Origin of the sequence: Peribacillus sp. FSL E2-0159 (assembly GCF_038643155.1) — a bacterium.
Classification (GTDB): domain Bacteria; phylum Bacillota; class Bacilli; order Bacillales; family DSM-1321; genus Peribacillus; species Peribacillus simplex.
The window spans coordinates 4,423,434-4,439,131 of sequence record NZ_CP152053.1; the positions used below are offsets into that span (position 1 = coordinate 4,423,434).

General features: G+C 40.1%; 19 protein-coding genes and 1 riboswitch. Of the genes, 12 read left to right on the forward strand and 7 right to left on the reverse strand.

The window, feature by feature from the left end:
- Positions 1 to 54: 54 nt before the first annotated feature.
- Both NYE63_RS21610 and NYE63_RS21615 read right to left on the reverse strand, forming a co-directional pair.
- Positions 55 to 1,029, reverse strand: a complete 975-nt coding sequence (locus NYE63_RS21610) for an HD domain-containing protein (protein WP_342602641.1) — start codon at positions 1,027 to 1,029, stop codon at positions 55 to 57.
- Between the two features lie 46 nt (positions 1,030 to 1,075).
- On the reverse strand, positions 1,076 to 1,360 hold the full coding sequence (locus NYE63_RS21615; RefSeq protein ID WP_342602642.1) for a hypothetical protein: 285 nt from the start codon (positions 1,358 to 1,360) through the stop codon (positions 1,076 to 1,078).
- A 256-nt stretch (positions 1,361 to 1,616) separates the two neighbouring features.
- Between NYE63_RS21615 and NYE63_RS21620 the strand changes: the two genes are divergently transcribed.
- Together NYE63_RS21620 and NYE63_RS21625 are read left to right on the forward strand one after the other, a co-directional pair.
- A complete protein-coding gene (locus tag NYE63_RS21620) occupies positions 1,617 to 2,186 on the forward strand; it encodes a TetR/AcrR family transcriptional regulator (protein WP_098373642.1) in 570 nt (189 codons plus the stop codon).
- Positions 2,187 to 2,238: 52 nt separating this feature from the next.
- Positions 2,239 to 2,586, forward strand: coding sequence for a DUF4260 domain-containing protein (locus NYE63_RS21625; RefSeq protein ID WP_098373641.1), 348 nt, complete (start codon positions 2,239 to 2,241; stop codon positions 2,584 to 2,586).
- A 54-nt stretch (positions 2,587 to 2,640) separates the two neighbouring features.
- On the opposite strand, the gene queE is transcribed toward NYE63_RS21625, so the two are convergent.
- From queE to queC, 3 genes are read right to left on the reverse strand one after another with little or no spacing between them, the layout of a single operon-like run.
- Positions 2,641 to 3,369, reverse strand: coding sequence for a 7-carboxy-7-deazaguanine synthase QueE (queE, locus tag NYE63_RS21630; protein WP_342602643.1), 729 nt, complete (start codon positions 3,367 to 3,369; stop codon positions 2,641 to 2,643).
- Positions 3,362 to 3,832: a 6-carboxytetrahydropterin synthase QueD gene (gene queD, locus NYE63_RS21635; RefSeq protein ID WP_342602644.1), complete on the reverse strand. Its 471-nt coding sequence runs from the start codon at positions 3,830 to 3,832 to the stop codon at positions 3,362 to 3,364. Before queD ends, queE begins: the two co-directional genes overlap by 8 nt.
- On the reverse strand, positions 3,832 to 4,497 hold the full coding sequence (gene queC / locus NYE63_RS21640) for a 7-cyano-7-deazaguanine synthase QueC (protein ID WP_141992897.1): 666 nt from the start codon (positions 4,495 to 4,497) through the stop codon (positions 3,832 to 3,834). Before queC ends, queD begins: the two co-directional genes overlap by 1 nt.
- 55 nt (positions 4,498 to 4,552) lie before the next feature.
- Positions 4,553 to 4,595, reverse strand: a riboswitch (PreQ1 riboswitch).
- A gap of 183 nt (positions 4,596 to 4,778) precedes the next feature.
- On the opposite strand from queC, the gene NYE63_RS21645 reads away from it, so the two are divergent.
- From NYE63_RS21645 to NYE63_RS21680, 8 genes are all read left to right on the forward strand, one after another.
- Positions 4,779 to 5,810 carry a methyl-accepting chemotaxis protein gene (locus NYE63_RS21645; RefSeq protein WP_342602645.1) on the forward strand — a complete coding sequence of 344 codons (1,032 nt, stop codon included), beginning with the start codon at positions 4,779 to 4,781 and terminating at the stop codon, positions 5,808 to 5,810.
- 454 nt (positions 5,811 to 6,264) lie between these two features.
- The gene (locus tag NYE63_RS21650) at positions 6,265 to 6,480 is read left to right on the forward strand and encodes a hypothetical protein (protein WP_342602646.1); all 216 of its coding nucleotides are present in this window, start codon (positions 6,265 to 6,267) and stop codon (positions 6,478 to 6,480) included.
- Between the two features lie 788 nt (positions 6,481 to 7,268).
- Positions 7,269 to 8,450 carry a poly-gamma-glutamate synthase PgsB gene (gene pgsB, locus NYE63_RS21655; RefSeq protein WP_342602647.1) on the forward strand — a complete coding sequence of 394 codons (1,182 nt, stop codon included), beginning with the start codon at positions 7,269 to 7,271 and terminating at the stop codon, positions 8,448 to 8,450.
- A gap of 15 nt (positions 8,451 to 8,465) precedes the next feature.
- Entirely contained in the window at positions 8,466 to 8,915 is a 450-nt protein-coding gene (gene pgsC, locus NYE63_RS21660) for a poly-gamma-glutamate biosynthesis protein PgsC (protein WP_063232582.1), read from the forward strand.
- Between the two features lie 10 nt (positions 8,916 to 8,925).
- A complete protein-coding gene (locus NYE63_RS21665; protein ID WP_342602648.1) occupies positions 8,926 to 10,200 on the forward strand; it encodes a CapA family protein in 1,275 nt (424 codons plus the stop codon).
- 73 nt (positions 10,201 to 10,273) lie between these two features.
- Positions 10,274 to 11,854 (forward strand): gamma-glutamyltransferase, encoded by a 1,581-nt coding sequence (locus tag NYE63_RS21670; RefSeq protein ID WP_342602649.1) that lies wholly within the window; start codon positions 10,274 to 10,276, stop codon positions 11,852 to 11,854.
- Positions 11,855 to 11,923: 69 nt separating this feature from the next.
- Positions 11,924 to 12,073, forward strand: coding sequence for a CapE family protein (locus NYE63_RS21675; RefSeq protein ID WP_342602650.1), 150 nt, complete (start codon positions 11,924 to 11,926; stop codon positions 12,071 to 12,073).
- A gap of 86 nt (positions 12,074 to 12,159) precedes the next feature.
- The gene (locus tag NYE63_RS21680; protein WP_342602651.1) at positions 12,160 to 12,789 is read left to right on the forward strand and encodes a poly-gamma-glutamate hydrolase family protein; all 630 of its coding nucleotides are present in this window, start codon (positions 12,160 to 12,162) and stop codon (positions 12,787 to 12,789) included.
- A 5-nt stretch (positions 12,790 to 12,794) separates the two neighbouring features.
- Here NYE63_RS21680 and NYE63_RS21685 read toward each other — a convergent pair whose 3' ends face one another.
- A complete protein-coding gene (locus NYE63_RS21685) occupies positions 12,795 to 13,997 on the reverse strand; it encodes an NlpC/P60 family protein (RefSeq protein ID WP_342602652.1) in 1,203 nt (400 codons plus the stop codon).
- A 417-nt stretch (positions 13,998 to 14,414) separates the two neighbouring features.
- Between NYE63_RS21685 and NYE63_RS21690 the strand changes: the two genes are divergently transcribed.
- Both NYE63_RS21690 and NYE63_RS21695 read left to right on the forward strand, forming a co-directional pair.
- Positions 14,415 to 14,696 carry an iron-sulfur cluster biosynthesis family protein gene (locus tag NYE63_RS21690; RefSeq protein ID WP_342605840.1) on the forward strand — a complete coding sequence of 94 codons (282 nt, stop codon included), beginning with the start codon at positions 14,415 to 14,417 and terminating at the stop codon, positions 14,694 to 14,696.
- 489 nt (positions 14,697 to 15,185) lie between these two features.
- Positions 15,186 to 15,350 carry a hypothetical protein gene (locus NYE63_RS21695; protein ID WP_342602653.1) on the forward strand — a complete coding sequence of 55 codons (165 nt, stop codon included), beginning with the start codon at positions 15,186 to 15,188 and terminating at the stop codon, positions 15,348 to 15,350.
- Positions 15,351 to 15,440: 90 nt separating this feature from the next.
- Here the strand turns inward: NYE63_RS21695 and NYE63_RS21700 are convergent, their stop codons facing one another.
- Positions 15,441 to 15,638, reverse strand: a complete 198-nt coding sequence (locus NYE63_RS21700) for a hypothetical protein (protein ID WP_148357506.1) — start codon at positions 15,636 to 15,638, stop codon at positions 15,441 to 15,443.
- Between the last annotated feature and the right edge of the window lie 60 nt (positions 15,639 to 15,698).

A 15,698-nucleotide genomic window follows, 5' to 3' on the forward strand; every position in this document is an offset into this window, starting at 1 on the left:
AAGGATGAATATCACCCTTGAGTTTTTTACTTTCCGTACTCTTTAACATGAAATTCAATCGGAAATCACTTTTAGATATATGCCCTTCGCAGCTTTTTTATAGGCTTCAATTCCCATTTTCTTTACTTTTTCTGATAAACTGGATGCTCTTACTAATTGGGTTCCTTGAATAACGGAAGGATCCATCAGGCGCATTTTATTTTTCCGATGTATATCGTAGTCCAATTGATCTTCTTTCACCTTTACGTTACCATGGATCCGTTTTAAAAGGTTTTGCACTTCATGGTCTTTAGTGAAGCTTAACAAGGACAAGACTTCTTCATCTGTACCAAGTAAGTCATCAAGGCTGATCAGTTTTTTAGCTAAAGCCAATTTTAAGGTCTTTGCCAAGATATCATAGCCATATATATTAAGTGGGTTCATGAAAAAATCAATAACTTCGCTGTAATACGTTTTTACAAACCATTCCGCAGATTCAATATTATCCAGATACATCCTTCCATTTTTTATTATGATTATATGGTCTAAAAATTCATTAACGTATTCCATTGTGATATGTCCATATTGATACATATCCCGGAGAGTATAATCTACCCGATCGGCGCATAACTCAGGTGCTGGCTGTTCAAGCAATTCCCATTTTGATTGAACAATGACTTCACAATCATATCCATACTTCTTCAGTATAAATGGGATTTCGGATTCCATAATGACCTGATCATATATCTTTTCATGATAATCTTCATCCTTACAATCCAGAACGAAATCAATAACATGTGAGAATGCAGTGTGGGATACGTCATGCAGCAAGCCCGCGATTTGTTCCTCCAATGAACCTCCAAGCGCTTTAATTAAAAGCATCACACCAAGTGAATGGTCAAATCTTGTGACATCCCACTTCTCATTAACTAAATAACTTGCCCCGCCTTGATGTATACCCTTCAATCTTTGGACGGGTTTGCTTAGAATTAGCTCTTCAAGAACTCCCTCTACAATGTGTTTCCCATAGATACTATCCAAAACTACCAATAACCGACACCTCTCCCATTAGTTTACTCATTACAGGTAGGTGATCTCACTGATTTTTTTCTGTAAAAATTATTTCCCCCATTTCATTTTGTTCATATTGCTTTTTTGCCAATTTTATTATATCTTCTTCATCATTCACATCGATATCACCTGGATTGACCTCATCAATACCTTCTATCGTTATCATTTCATTTATTATTACTTGGTCTGGTTGATTCACTTTAAAAATATCTTCTACAGGTTTTGTTTTTTCTTTATACGGTTTAGTGAATAAAAAATAGCCGGTCAAAACTATGATAATTGAAGCCAAAATACCGAATTTCTTTTTCATTTATTCGTCCCCTCCAACGCCTAAAGATACCCTTATAATAACATATAAGGGTATTAATGGTACGTATATAAACCAAGCGCATATATAGTTGGTTCCTTTTATCTGTTACAGGACTTGATATTTCATCCATTTCATTAAATGGAAAATTCCCACTAAAAAAACAGTAATTTATAATATAATCTAATAATTGACAATTATAAACCAGTGAGTTATCATCGTTATTAACCAGTGGTCAATAAACAAGGGGGGTGTTAAGATGTCGCCAAGGAAATCGGCAGGTAAAGAATTGTCCAGGGACATGGTGTTGAATGAAGCTAGAAACCTTTTTGCAACGTTAGGGTATTCGAATGTCTCAATGAGGCAATTGGCTAAATCATTGGATTGCAGCCATGGAGCCATTTATTATCATTTTAAAAATAAGGCAGAAATATTTTATAGTTTGGTGAAAACGGATTTTTCCGTTTTAAATACTTTAATCGATGATATCACCATTTCGGAAAATGACCCTTCTGTAAAAATGGAAAAGATTTTATTGTGCTTCTTGGAGTTCGGTTTAACCCAACAGAATCATTATTCCATCATGTTTTTATCGAAGGAAAAAGAAATTCAGCAGTTACTTCAATTCGATTCTAATAAAACATACGAAAAGCTAATCCAGTCCCTGACGGACCTAACGGACAACAAACTGAATCCTGCATCAATTTGGTCGATTTTTCTTTCTCTTCACGGATTCATCACTTTTTATATTAATTCTGAACTATCTTATGAAGATGTAAAAGGCTTAGCTTATTTTCATGTAAAAAATATCATCGGAAACATCATATAATTTTTTCGAACGTTATTGACCATTGGTCAAATATACATTAGGGGGTTTTAAAATGGTAAAGAAATTCCTTCATATTGAAGGACTCATGGTTCTTTTAGCGGTGATTTACATCTATTCGTTAAATGAATTCAGCTGGTGGATTTTCCTGTTATTGATTTTGTCTCCTGATGTTTCCATGCTGGCCTATCTGATCAATGATCGAATTGGAGCAAAGGTTTATAACCTATTTCACACTTATACCCTGTCCATCTTCATGATATTGCTTGCCATTTTTCTAAACTCTGATGCATTGTTGATGATTGGTTTAATTTGGACCGCACATATTGGAATGGATCGCTTATTTGGGTATGGCCTCAAATACACATCATCCTTCAAAGCTACACACATTCAAAGGCTGTAAAAAGCATAAAAGGCAGTGTGATTAAACATCACACTGCCTCCTGCTCTCTCTTCTTTATACGCCCCGCTTGTTACCCCATATATAGGTATGCAGCTGGGGAAGAACTTTCACATCATTTAATTCATCATCTGCTATCACTTTATCAATTAACTCTTCGTACTTTTTCAATAGACCGCTGATCAATTGACGATCATCCGCCGTCCTGCTGTCGTCATTGCCGACCTGCAGATAAAAAGGAATATCCGGGTAACGCCCATGTACATGTTTGGCATATTGATAGTCTTCCTCGTTAAAGACGACGATCTTCAATGAGACATGGTTTTCAGGATTTCGATTGGCAAGGTTCGAGATGATTTGGTCGAGCACCGTAAAGTCCGTGTTCATTCTAGAGCTCGGCGGCTTAGGTGAAATCGTCAGTTCATCAATATCGAGAAACCAATCCTGCCATCGGCTCCCTTGTGTTTCGACACCTATTTTCATTTTATTTTCATGTAAAATCGCTATCAAGCCGTTTAGGTTTTTCAGCAGAGCCGGATTTCCGCCTGATATCGTCACGAAGGAAAAACCGGAACCCCCAATTCGCTTCAGCTCATCCCATATTTCTCTAGCAGTCATTTGGACTGTATCTTCCTTACCGGTGCCATCCCAAGTAAATGCGGAATCACACCAAGCACAGGAATAATCGCAGCCGGCAGTCCGTACGAACATGGTTTTTTGACCAATGACCATTCCCTCTCCTTGGATGGTCGGCCCGAAGATTTCCAAAACCGGGAGTTTACTCACTTTCCATCCACTCCCGTCTGGCTTCGGCATAGCTTGTCGGCGTTTCGTATAGTCGAACAAATTCGACTCTAGCACCCTCATATTCTTTTAATGAAAGGGCTTCGGCCATTTTTTCATAAATCCAGACAACCATATTTTCAGCCGTTGTATTCATGAGCGGCAGGGTTTCATTCAAATAACGATGATCCAGGTGGATTTCAATTTCATTTTTCCATATATCCTTGATGTCCCCAAAATCTATCATCAACCCGCGTGAATCTGTATACCCGCTCAATCCGAAAATGACCTTATACGTGTGGCCATGCAGGTTCTTGCATTTTCCTTCATAGTCATGCAGATGGTGCGCCGCGTCAAAGGTGAATTCCTTACTCACGAGAACCCTCTTGTTTGTATACTTCAATTGGCTGCGCTGAATATCTTTATCTATTTTTTGGAGTTTATCCACTATAGTAAAACCGTACATCATGAAAGCACCTTCCGTCTGCTTACATAGTCATCCAGTCCTTTTTTCCGCAGATTACATGCCGGACAATCTCCACAACCGTCGGAGATGATTCCGTTATAGCAAGTCAGGGTCTTTTCGCGGACAAAGTCGAATGCGCCAAGCTGATCCGCAAGCTCCCATGTTTCCTCTTTATTAAGCCACATTAGCGGCGTATCAATCACGAATGACTGGTCCATCGACAAGTTCAGTGTCACATTCAACGATTTAATGAATACATCACGGCAGTCAGGATATCCGCTGAAATCCGTTTCACAGACACCGGTGACAATATGTTTAGCGCCAATCTGACTCGCCAGCACTCCGGCAAACGAAAGGAACAGCAAATTCCTCCCCGGTACGAACGTCGACGGCAATTCCCCGTCTTCTCCGTCCGCCACTGCAATATCACTTCTCGTCAATGCATTCGGTGCCAGTTGGTTCAGCAGCGACATGTCAAGGATATGATGATTCACACCCAATTCCTTGGCAATGTTTTGAGCGCATTCGATTTCCAAGCTATGCCGCTGATTATAATCGAACGTCACCGCTTCCACTTCCTCAAATCTCTCCAATGCCCAGAACAGGCACGTCGTACTGTCCTGACCTCCGCTAAACACAACCACTGCTTTTTCTTTCTTCTTCATTTCTATAAAACTCCTTTTTACGGAAAAAAACAGCACCCTAAGAATAGAGCACTGTTTCTCCTTAGTTTTTTTGAGAGGGTAGCTAGAACCTCTTCCGCCTTAACGCGGAATATTATATTTTTCCAAGTCAATAGTAACTTGAAAACGAATAGAAATCAAGATGTTTATATTTAGTGAATATTAAACCTGATGGAAAATTTGGTTATCCTTTCATTGCTTAAACATCCCATTTTTACCGATAAAAAAGAGTGAATAAATTATCGATAAAGGGGTCCATTAATTTGAAAAGCATTAAAGCAAAGGTATTGGTGGCATTTTCACTCATTATATCTTTATGCGTCATCTTAGGAGCTTTCAACATTTATAGCAGCAACAACCTTCGGGATACGATCGAAAAAATGCTCGTTGTATCGCAATCCGTTTTCAATCAAAGCGAGGATCTGACTCAATCAGCAAATGAAGTGCAGCAGGGCAGCAAACAAATAGCAACTACGATGTATGAACTTTCGGAGGGTTCGGAGTCACAAGCCAACCGGGCAGCTGATATGGTTCGCATGATGGATGATTTCAGCGACAGGATCGAGCTGGCCCACTTAGAAGGAGTAGATGTAGCTAAAAGTTCAACCGAAATCCTTTCCTTGACCAAGGAGGGCACCACTTTAATGCGCAATTCGGTCCAACAGATGCAATGTATTGATGGGATTGTCAAAAATGCCGTAGAGCAAGTGAAAGGGCTCGATTCTCAATCACAGCAAATTTCGCAGCTTGTGCAGGTCATCAAAGATATATCAAATCAAACCAATCTATTGGCGCTGAATGCTGCCATAGATGCTGCTCGTGCTGGTGAACATGGCAAGGGCTTTGCCGTCGTCGCCGATGAAGTGCGGAAACTCGCTGAAGAGGTCACACACTCCGTTGGGGATTTCACCAATATTGTCTCCGCCATTCAAACGGATTCAAAAACAGTCGTCCACTCTCTGGAAGATGGTTATACACAAGTGGATGAAGGCACGAAACAGATTACGCTCACAGGCCGAACCTTTGAAACAATCAATCACTCTGTCGGAAATATGGAAATGAAAATACAGCATATAACAGACGAATTGAACTATATCTCTACAAATAGCAAAAAAATCAATCAGGCTATCGAAGATATCGCAGCGGTTTCTGAAGAGTCCGCGGCTGGAATCGAACAAGTCTCCGCCTCCGCTCAGCAATCCAGTTCTTCAATGGATGAAATCACGAATCATGCCAGTGAACTTGCATCTTCGGCAGAACTGTTAACTGAACAGGTCAAGAAGTTCCATTTATGACACTAGCAATTTCCCGTCACATGAATTCTGGAAATTGCTTTTTTTCTTCCATTATAAGGGTTGTTTCATTTTCGTATATTCGGGGAATAAATAACTATACACAATAATAAACCATTAAAAAGCAAATCTATCAAAAGCGGCTGGAAGTGAATATTTTCCTTTGTTTTCAGAATATTTAGTGTATAATATATATAACTAAAGGAATATTTTAACTGAAATAATCATAGCTTCCAATACCTGCTACTGCAAATCCCAACATTTCCTTTCAACACCATGCACGGGCACTTATGCTCAGTAAGGATCCATTGCATGCTTTCTCTCGAATCAAACCATTCACAACTTTATTCACAAAAAAACACGATTCTAACTCCAAATCTGTAAAAAAAGGTTAAATTTCACTCACGGCACGTTACTATTAAACTAAGACCTTTTAACCCCATAAGGAGGAATTCATATGAAACGTTTTTTCAAATTCATAACAGATTTTAACGAAAGAAAAGCACTGGAACGGGAAACCGAAGAGTTCTTTCGCAAAGAATACGAAAATTATATGAAGATGAATCCTGACAATCAAGGAGAAAGAAGGAGATTAGCTCCTAGACTTTATGTGATTGATGGCGGTAAAAAGGGCTCCAACCTTGAGATTTCTGACAGAAAGAAATCAAGTTAACCAGATTCCTTCCATAATCAGCTAACCATGCTGTTGCTCAAGACCCACAAACGTTAAATCTCCATAATAAACGGAGATTCGTGACCATTCCATTCATTTACAATAGATAAGCCGAAAGCTCAGATATGCTTCTGAGCTTTTTTATTTTTCATTCTTCTATAAACACTATATTTATAGAAGAAACTAGGTATTTTTTTAAAAAAATGGGTTAACTTTAGTTTATTTCATGTTTCAGGTAAAAGATCAATTATAGACCCATGGGTATCCCCTAAGGAAAAAACCGGAAAATATTTTAAAAAAGAGATGTGTTCTTTTACTCATCTTTGTCTGTATTCAAAAGAGTCCAACTAATTGAGTCAATAGATGCAATATCTTACATTGAATGACAATTCCATAAATAATGTTACGTTTATGACAACTAATGGGTATAAACAATTAATAAACTGTAATAAACCTCACTTTTAAAAACAATTCATTATTCAAATATAGCCATTAAGAATTGGGTTCAAATGCTCATGGAACCTTTTTGATTCTGACCAAAATAGCTCTTTATTAAACTTTCCATAATTTAGTGTGAATAATCAAAGGAATTACGTGTTTTTCAGCCATATCTTTGTACTCATAAAACAATTTATCCCATTAGATACTATTACACTCCTATATACATTTATTTGAAAAAGATGATAATAACTATATTACGATAGAATAATTGACTCTTGCCTATTAAGTTTAAAATCATGTAGTGTGTATTCAGTAAATCAAATATTTAAAAAAAGAGAGGTTAAAAAATGGCACCAATATTTATTTGTGCGATCTTTTTACTTGGCTATGGCATTTTCGAACAAAAACGCCATCAGAAGCGTCTCGACTCCATCCCGGTACGTGTGAATGTGAATGGGATTCGAGGGAAATCGACGGTAACGCGCCTGATTACAGGTGTGATCCAGGAAGCTAAGTACAAAACAGTAGGTAAAACAACCGGAACATCAGCAAGAATGATCTATTGGTTTACCGACAAGGAAAAACCGATTGTACGCCGCCCGGAAGGACCCAACATAGGAGAACAACGGCGTGTAGTTAAAGAAGTTGCCGACTTAGGCACTGAAGCACTGGTTTGTGAGTGCATGGCCGTACAGCCTGACTATCAACTAATCTTCCAAAACAAAATGATCCAAGCAAACATTGGGGTCATCGTGAATGTATTGGAAGATCATATGGATGTCATGGGACCGACTTTGGATGAGGTTGCTGAAGCTTTCACTGCTACCATTCCCTATAATGGTCACTTAATAACCATAGAAAGTGAATATTTGGAATTTTTCAAGCAAATTGCCAAAGAACGCAACACAAAAGTGATCGTTGCAGACAATTCAAGAATTTCGGAAGAATTCCTACGCGAATTCGATTATATGGTATTTCCCGATAATGCATCACTGGCCTTGGCCGTTGCGGAGGCTTTGGGCATTGATGAAAAAACAGCTTTTCGCGGCATGTTGAATGCACATCCCGATCCAGGTGCCATGCGGATCACCAAATTCGGAGATCCCATCCAGCCAACTTTCTTTGTCAATGGCTTTGCAGCAAATGACGCGTCATCGACGCTGAACATCTGGGAACGTGTCAATACGTTCGGATACAGCACAGAACCTCCTATCGTCATCATGAATTGCCGTCCCGACCGTGTGGATCGTACCGAGCAGTTTGCTAGAGATGTATTGCCTTACATAAAATCTGAAATCGTCATTTCCATAGGTGAAACCACATCACCGATCACTCGGGCATTCGAGCAAGGTCAATTGGATACAAAAGAATATTGGGATTTAGAAAACTGGTCAACTGAAGAAATCGTGGCCCGCCTCCGCCCATTGATGAAAAATCGCATCGTCTACGGTGTCGGGAATATTCACGGTGCTGCGGAACCATTAATTGAAGCATTCATGAAATCTAAAACGAAGCAAAAAGCGAGTTAAGTAGGAGGAACCTTAATGTTTGGATCGGATTTATATGTAGCCCTAGTACTAGGAGTTACGCTTAGCCTTATATTTTCAGAAAAAACGGGTGTCGTACCCGCAGGACTTATCGTGCCAGGTTATTTGGCATTAGTATTTGACCAATGGGAAATCATGCTTACCATCCTGATCATTAGTGTCGTAACTTATTTGATCGTCACTCACGGCCTTTCAAGATGGGTGATTTTATATGGAAGAAGAAAATTCGCAGCCATGATGGTGACAGGGATTTGCTTGAAGCTCCTATTGGACTTTGTCTACCCCGTCATGCCATTTGAAATATTCGAGTTTCGGGGAATCGGTATAATCGTACCTGGATTGATAGCGAATACGATTCAAAGACAAGGAATGCCATTGACACTTGGCAGCACGCTTTTATTATCCGGCTTGACTTTCGGTTTAATGAACGTGTACTACCTATTCTGAGGTGCAAAAAATGAAACGGACTTTAAATGCAAAAGAAAAAACACTTATCTTTATTAAACGCACGAAGAAAAATAATCTTAAATACACTGGAATCATACTACCTATATTACTAATCGCTTTAGTCATTACCACTTGGATGGGACGGGCTGAGGAAGTGAAAACAACTGCTTCAAAATCCGATCAACCATTTACGATGACAATGGTCGGTGATGTGATGATGGGACGGTATGTTAAAGAAGTGACGGATAAGCACGGGTATGAATACCTCTTCCGTTATATGAAGCCCTATTTTTCCAATTCAGACTATGTCAGTGGAAATTATGAACATACCGCTTTAAAAGAAGAGGTATCTAACTACAAGGGAGCAGATACTCCCATCCGGTTAAACTCCAATACTAGTGGTGTTCAAGCCGTTAAAGATGCTGGCTTCTCTGTGATGTCTTTGGCCAATAACCATATGATGGACTATGAAGAACAAGGACTTCTTGACACGATTGATGAATTCAAAAGTACGGATATGCATTATGTCGGTGTTGGATCGAACACTACAGAAGCTAAAAATAGCATCGACTATGCAGATGTTAATGGCGTACGTGTCGCAACACTTGGCTTCACGGATGTTTACGGTAAGGATGCCGTGTCAAAAAATGATAAAGCCGGACTATTGAACTCCAACCCTGATTTATTATTTGAAATGATCGGCAAAGCAAGGGATGCCAAGCAAGGCAACGCAGACTTGGTTGTGGTGAATATGCACTGGGGACAAGAGTATTCAACATCTACAACCGCCCGTCAAAAGGACCTGGCTAAAGCTATCATCGATGCGGGGGCTGACATCATCATCGGCCATCACCCCCACGTGCTTCAATCGTTTGATGTGTATAAAGATGGAATCATTTTCTATAGCTTAGGAAATTTCATATTCGATCAAGGCTGGACACGCACAAAGGATTCAGCCATGGTTCAATACCATTTAGCGGAAGACGGAAAAGCTACAATCGATGTCGTTCCATTGCAAATTGAAGAAGCAACACCAAGGCCAGCTACCTCTTCAATCGACAAATCACGTGTTTACCGTCAGTTGACGAAGGAAACGAGTGAAAAAGCCCAATGGTCGAAAAAAGAGGATCGCATCGAGATTACCTTGGATCACAAGAAGATAATCGACCACAAGGCACAACGTGAGCAAGAAGAAAAAGCAGCGAAAGCAGCAATGGAAAAGAAAGCTGCACAAGAGAAAAAAGCTGCACAAGCTAAACAACAGGACATGCAACCCATTCAGTAAGGATCGCTTTGTACGACTACGTGAAGAAAAAAGACACACAACTTAGAAGTTCAACGAAAAGGGGGACCAACTGATGATTAACCGTATGACGAGAAAAGTGCTCATTTCCCTTAGCATGCTCATTTATATTGCTGGATGCTCGAAGACACCCCCTATTTCTGACACGAATGAACCGATAGATAGTAAAAGTGCACAATCATATGGGGTCAGTTCTTCAAACCCAATCGCAATAGATGTCGGGATGGATATATTGGATAACGGCGGTACGGCGGCGGATGCCGCCATTGCGGTATCTTATGTATTAGGTGTAGTCGAACCTTATGGATCTGGCGTGGGTGGCGGAGGCGGTATGCTGATTGACCCGGAATCCGGCGATCCCAATTTTATCGATTATCGTGAATCTTCTCCGGAAGACCCAAGTTCAAGACACGATACGGGGATTCCTGGTTTAGTGGCCGGCATGCAGGTTGTCCATGATAAGTATGGGAGTGTACCGATGGAGGATCTTCTTCAGCCGGCGATTGATTTGGCTGATGACGGGTTTAAAGTGGATGAGATTTTATCATCGCGCTTAGCCGCAGCTCAACCAAGGGTTTCTTCCGATACCTCATTATTTTATCCTGATGGCGATGCCATCGAACCAGGCAAAACCCTCATTCAAGAAAACCTTGCTGAAACATTAAAATTGGTTCAGAAGGAAGGTCCTGATGGTTTTTATAAAGGGGAAATTGCACGGGATATTAAAAGAGAAACAGACATCGACTTGAAGGATTTAAAGCGCTATGAGGTGAAAGAACGTAGGCCGGTTCAAGGAACATTTGCCGGTTATGACGTTTTAACCGCCCCTCCGCCCTTTTCCGGTATTACAGTTCTTGAAATGTTAAGGCTCGCCGAGGAAACGAACCTCGGTGAATCTTCAAGCAGATCTGCTTATTTGAAAGTCCTGGGGGGCATCTCAAATACAGCCTATCAAGATCGGTCCGCCCATATCGGGGATGGAATAAGCCACTCTAAAGCGGAACAATTGCTCTCCCCCATTCACTTGAACAATCTTAAAAGTAAGATCAAAAGTGGCAATTGGGAAAATAAGGAATCAAATGATTCCGAAGAACATGAAAGTACGACACACTTTGTCATCATGGACAAGTACGGCACTGTCGTTTCCGCAACAAATACGCTCAGCAACTTTTTCGGATCTGGTGACTATACGAATGGTTTTTTCCTTAACGATCAATTGAAAAATTTCCGGTCCGGTTTGAACTCTCAAGAGGCATATAAACGGTCAAGAACTTTCACCGCTCCGACCATTCTCAAGAAACCAGGGAAGGAAACGATCGGGATCGGCTCACCAGGCGGTGATAGGATTCCGCAAGTATTGATGCAGGTCCTTTATTCTTATACAGAGAATGAAGGCACATTTCAGGATATCGTCGACCGTAATCGGTTCGTCTTTGATGGAAAGAAGATTTATACGGAATCCAGGCTTTCGAATGAAATAATTTCCAAATTGGAAGATTCAGGATATGAAGTCATCCAGAAGATCTCCCCCATGTATTATGGCGGGGTTCAAGTACTCGTTAAAAACGAGAAAAATGGACAATTATCCGGAGCTGGGGATAAAAGAAGAAATGGAAGCTGGAAAGCTCAGCAATAAAAGTGCAATCCAGCCCCTTCTTTTCTAATAATCAAAAGAATTCTAGCGATGTATAAGGGGACTTAGAATATGAATACCGTAAAAAAAATAACAAGCTGGGTTATACCCGTTTTTCTAATAGCAGCCCTGCTTGTGACCATGAATACATTTAAACGGACAGAAACCTTAACACCCGAAGAGCAAAAGAAAATAGAACAATATACGACTGTCGAAGAATAAAAAAAAGCTGGGGCATCCCCGCTTTTTTTATTTTTGCCGTCAACGGATATGGAAGATGAAATACGCTACAGATACGGAGGATAACCATGAATGAAAATAGCTATATTGATTTTATTGAACTGCAGAAAAATGAACAAGAAGGCCTCGATTACCGAATCATCGTTCATCAAAGGAATCCTGATATCGCAGTTCTAGCCATACATGGCGGGAACATCGAACCGGGGACTAGCGAGATTGCAGCCGCACTCGGAGAGAGACTTTGTGCAAGCACATATCTATTTGAAGGTCTTAAACCAAGGGGTAACCAGGTCCTCCATATAACATCCCGATTGTTCAATGAACCGGTCGGCGTTTCAATGGCAGCGAATGCTCAGACCACCCTTTCGATCCATGGCCACTACGACGTACATAATGCACTAGTTTACATTGGCGGAAAGAACGAACCCTATAAGAACCTTATTCAGCAATGCCTCAACAAAGCTGGATTTCAAACTGATCATGCACCGCAGCACCTTTCAGGCATGAAAGGAAACAACATCACCAACACAACCAAAACCGGTGCAGGCGTGCAATTGGAACTTTCCACAAAGCTTAGAAAAAGCTTTTTCAAAGGTGATGACTTTACCAGTAAGAACCGGATCAATCACTGTGATCTTTTTAAACGGTTCGTTACTGCCATTGAAAAGGCGACTCTAGCATATAAACAGCTTGAATGATCTTCTTATTCGATGAGGCTTTCAACTTGACCGAAGCTTTCGAATTTCTCGGCAAAATAACCTGACGAAAGATTGGAGATATGAACTCCGGTGTTTTCCGTTGTATTGAGAAAACGGCCATCACCTAGATAAATACCTACATGGGTCACACCTAGCCTTGTTCCTGTGTCCCTAAAAAACACTAAATCCCCTGCCTTTGGATTCTCGATTTTGGGCACCAATGAGAAGTAATCCGCTGCAGAATCTCGTTTTACTGAAAGGCCCTGCTCCTTCATGACCCAATAAATGAAGCCGCTGCAATCCATTCCGATCATCGGATCTTCCCCCCCGAAAACATAGGTGAATCCGCGTAAAGTGTATGCATACTTGATGACATCATATGCTTTATCATAAGCAGCCTCCTGGTTTACATAAAACGGATATAACGGGTTGCTGTATAGTTGAAGATACTGCCCTTGCATCAACGCATCAGTTTTTAACGCGTTACGGCTTTTGATCGTACTCATGGAAATGCTATATTTCTCAGATATACTTTTAAGCGTTTCCCCCGTTTGGACGATATGCTCTCCTTTAGGCGTGTATGTTTTGTACGCCACTTGGTATTTTGCAAAGTAATCTTCTGTAGTGGATCTCACCTGAACCGTTTCTGCACCATATCCAGAATTGACAAATTGGTTTTTGCCGATATAAATACCCGCAGTCACGACTTTTAAGCTGTCTTTTTCCAGAAAGAATATAATATCCCCAGTTTTCGGAGTAGCTGTATCCATCCCTTGTTTATAAAAACCATCCACTGTCAAACGGTCGACCGGTATACTTTGCTGGGAAAGCACCCAATGAATCAATCCGCTCGAATCAAACCCTTTTTCAGGCGTCTCCTCACCAGCTGTCTTTTTAAACCCTATAAAAGATTTCGCATAGTTCGCAATTTTTTTTCCTCTCTCCGACCATTGGTAATTGAAAGGAGTATACGCCGTCTGAATGATTGCCAACTTTTGGCCCGCAAATAACTTATCATCCGGTAAACCATTCGTTTTCATTAATTGCTCAGCCGATATATCATATGTCTTGGCAATCGATTCTACCGTTTCACCAGATATTACAGTATGCGTACGATCTGCAGCCTCGGCCTTTAAGCCAGGTAAAAAAGTGAAACTAATCATGAATACCAATGTAAGTATCATACAGCTTATTTTTCCATTAAGCATTTTAACCCTTCCTTTATACGCTGAAATATTTTTAAATTTACGATGTCCAAGTAAATTCCATCATAAGAATCCGAACAACTTCCATATAAATCTTTTATCCTATCATTCACCTAAATTAATGAATCTTAATGCCCATTCCAACAATATTATCGACGAACACAGAGAAACCTTTAGCCTATTTTTTCAAAAAAATTGGTCACGTTTAATGAAACACCTAAAAATAAATCAATATTCCTATACTGTAAAATTTCACCTCATCGGGATAAGTTGGAAATCGAAGAATTCCTAAAGGGTTTTATTTTTTTATGCAAAATGGGTAAAGTTGGATTATAGGAATCCCGTCATGATAAAGTCGTGCATACGGCTTGCCCTATTTATGAAGAGGTTAACGATATAGGAGTGAACATTTTGATAAAAATGACAGAGAAAGCCCAACAGGCATTTAAAAATATGCAACATAGTTTGGGAGGGGAAACGTATTTGAGGTTTGGCATAAACAGACCTTGCTGTAACCAGTTGAACTACACATTAAGCTTGGCAATCTCTAAAAAGGAGCATGAGGAAATACTCGTTTTACATGATATAAAAATGTTGATCGACCCATCGGACTCCCATTTTACAGATCAAACGGAAATTGATTATGAAGGCGATGGATTTTTGATCAGGAACCCGAATCCATTGGTATCACCCATCATCTAGCAGAAGTAAATAAGGGGAAAGCATAAATGGCCTTCCCCTCGTTTCTATGAATCTATGGCCTATACACCGTTTTACTATAAAGCTTCAAATCGTTAACTCAACCAAGTTGTTTTCCGCCTTTTATGGACATCATGTTTACATCATCCTGGGAAGCACCATAGGATTTTTAATCTAGTAATCTATCTCTGTACTCAGATTAAATCTTGGATATGCAGGAATGGAAAATGAGGAGATAGTGATGAGTGATGCGAGTGCATTACTGGGTGGAGCATTGTCACTATCGTCGTTATTGGTATGACCTGCTTTTTTGGCCTTGAGCCATTGAATCCTACTTGTCCGATTCCTATATATTATTCCCCTTTGTAAAAAAAGCATGGATACTTGACCAGCCCCTCTAAATTGTACTTTTGTACTCTAGTGTGATTTTGTCCACTAAAGAGAGATGCCCCGTTGTAAAATGGCAATACAACAAAAAGGGGAAACCACTTAGTGGCCTCCCCCGTTCCTAAAACCCTCATTAGATTGAAGAAATTTGCGACACTCCTGCCGAATAACTGGCTAGCCGAGACCCCACAGACGCTTGCTTTGATGAGGCTTGGCAGACAGTCGGCGGTAAGGGAGCGAATTTCTGAAATCAACTGGAACGTTTCTTAAATATAAAAAACTGTAGACCGACAATAGAATATGTCGGTCTTTTGGATTCGAAACTGATCATTTCCATGAAAAGGAAAGGTGATAACTCATTTACTTTTTATCCGGCTTGGTGAATTGCTGACCAATTGCACCTATTATTAAAATGATGATCGAAATGAGACTGTAGTCCTTAAAAAAGGTCGTAAATGGAATATCCAGAAATAAAAACGCCATCGTAAGCAGTCGTCCTAACAGTAGAATCATTCCGATAACTACCATCCAATTAAATACTTTTCCCAAAAATTCCATCTTTTCCTCCTTAGCCAATCTATGATGACCTTAATGGTATAACCATTCTACAAAAATAAA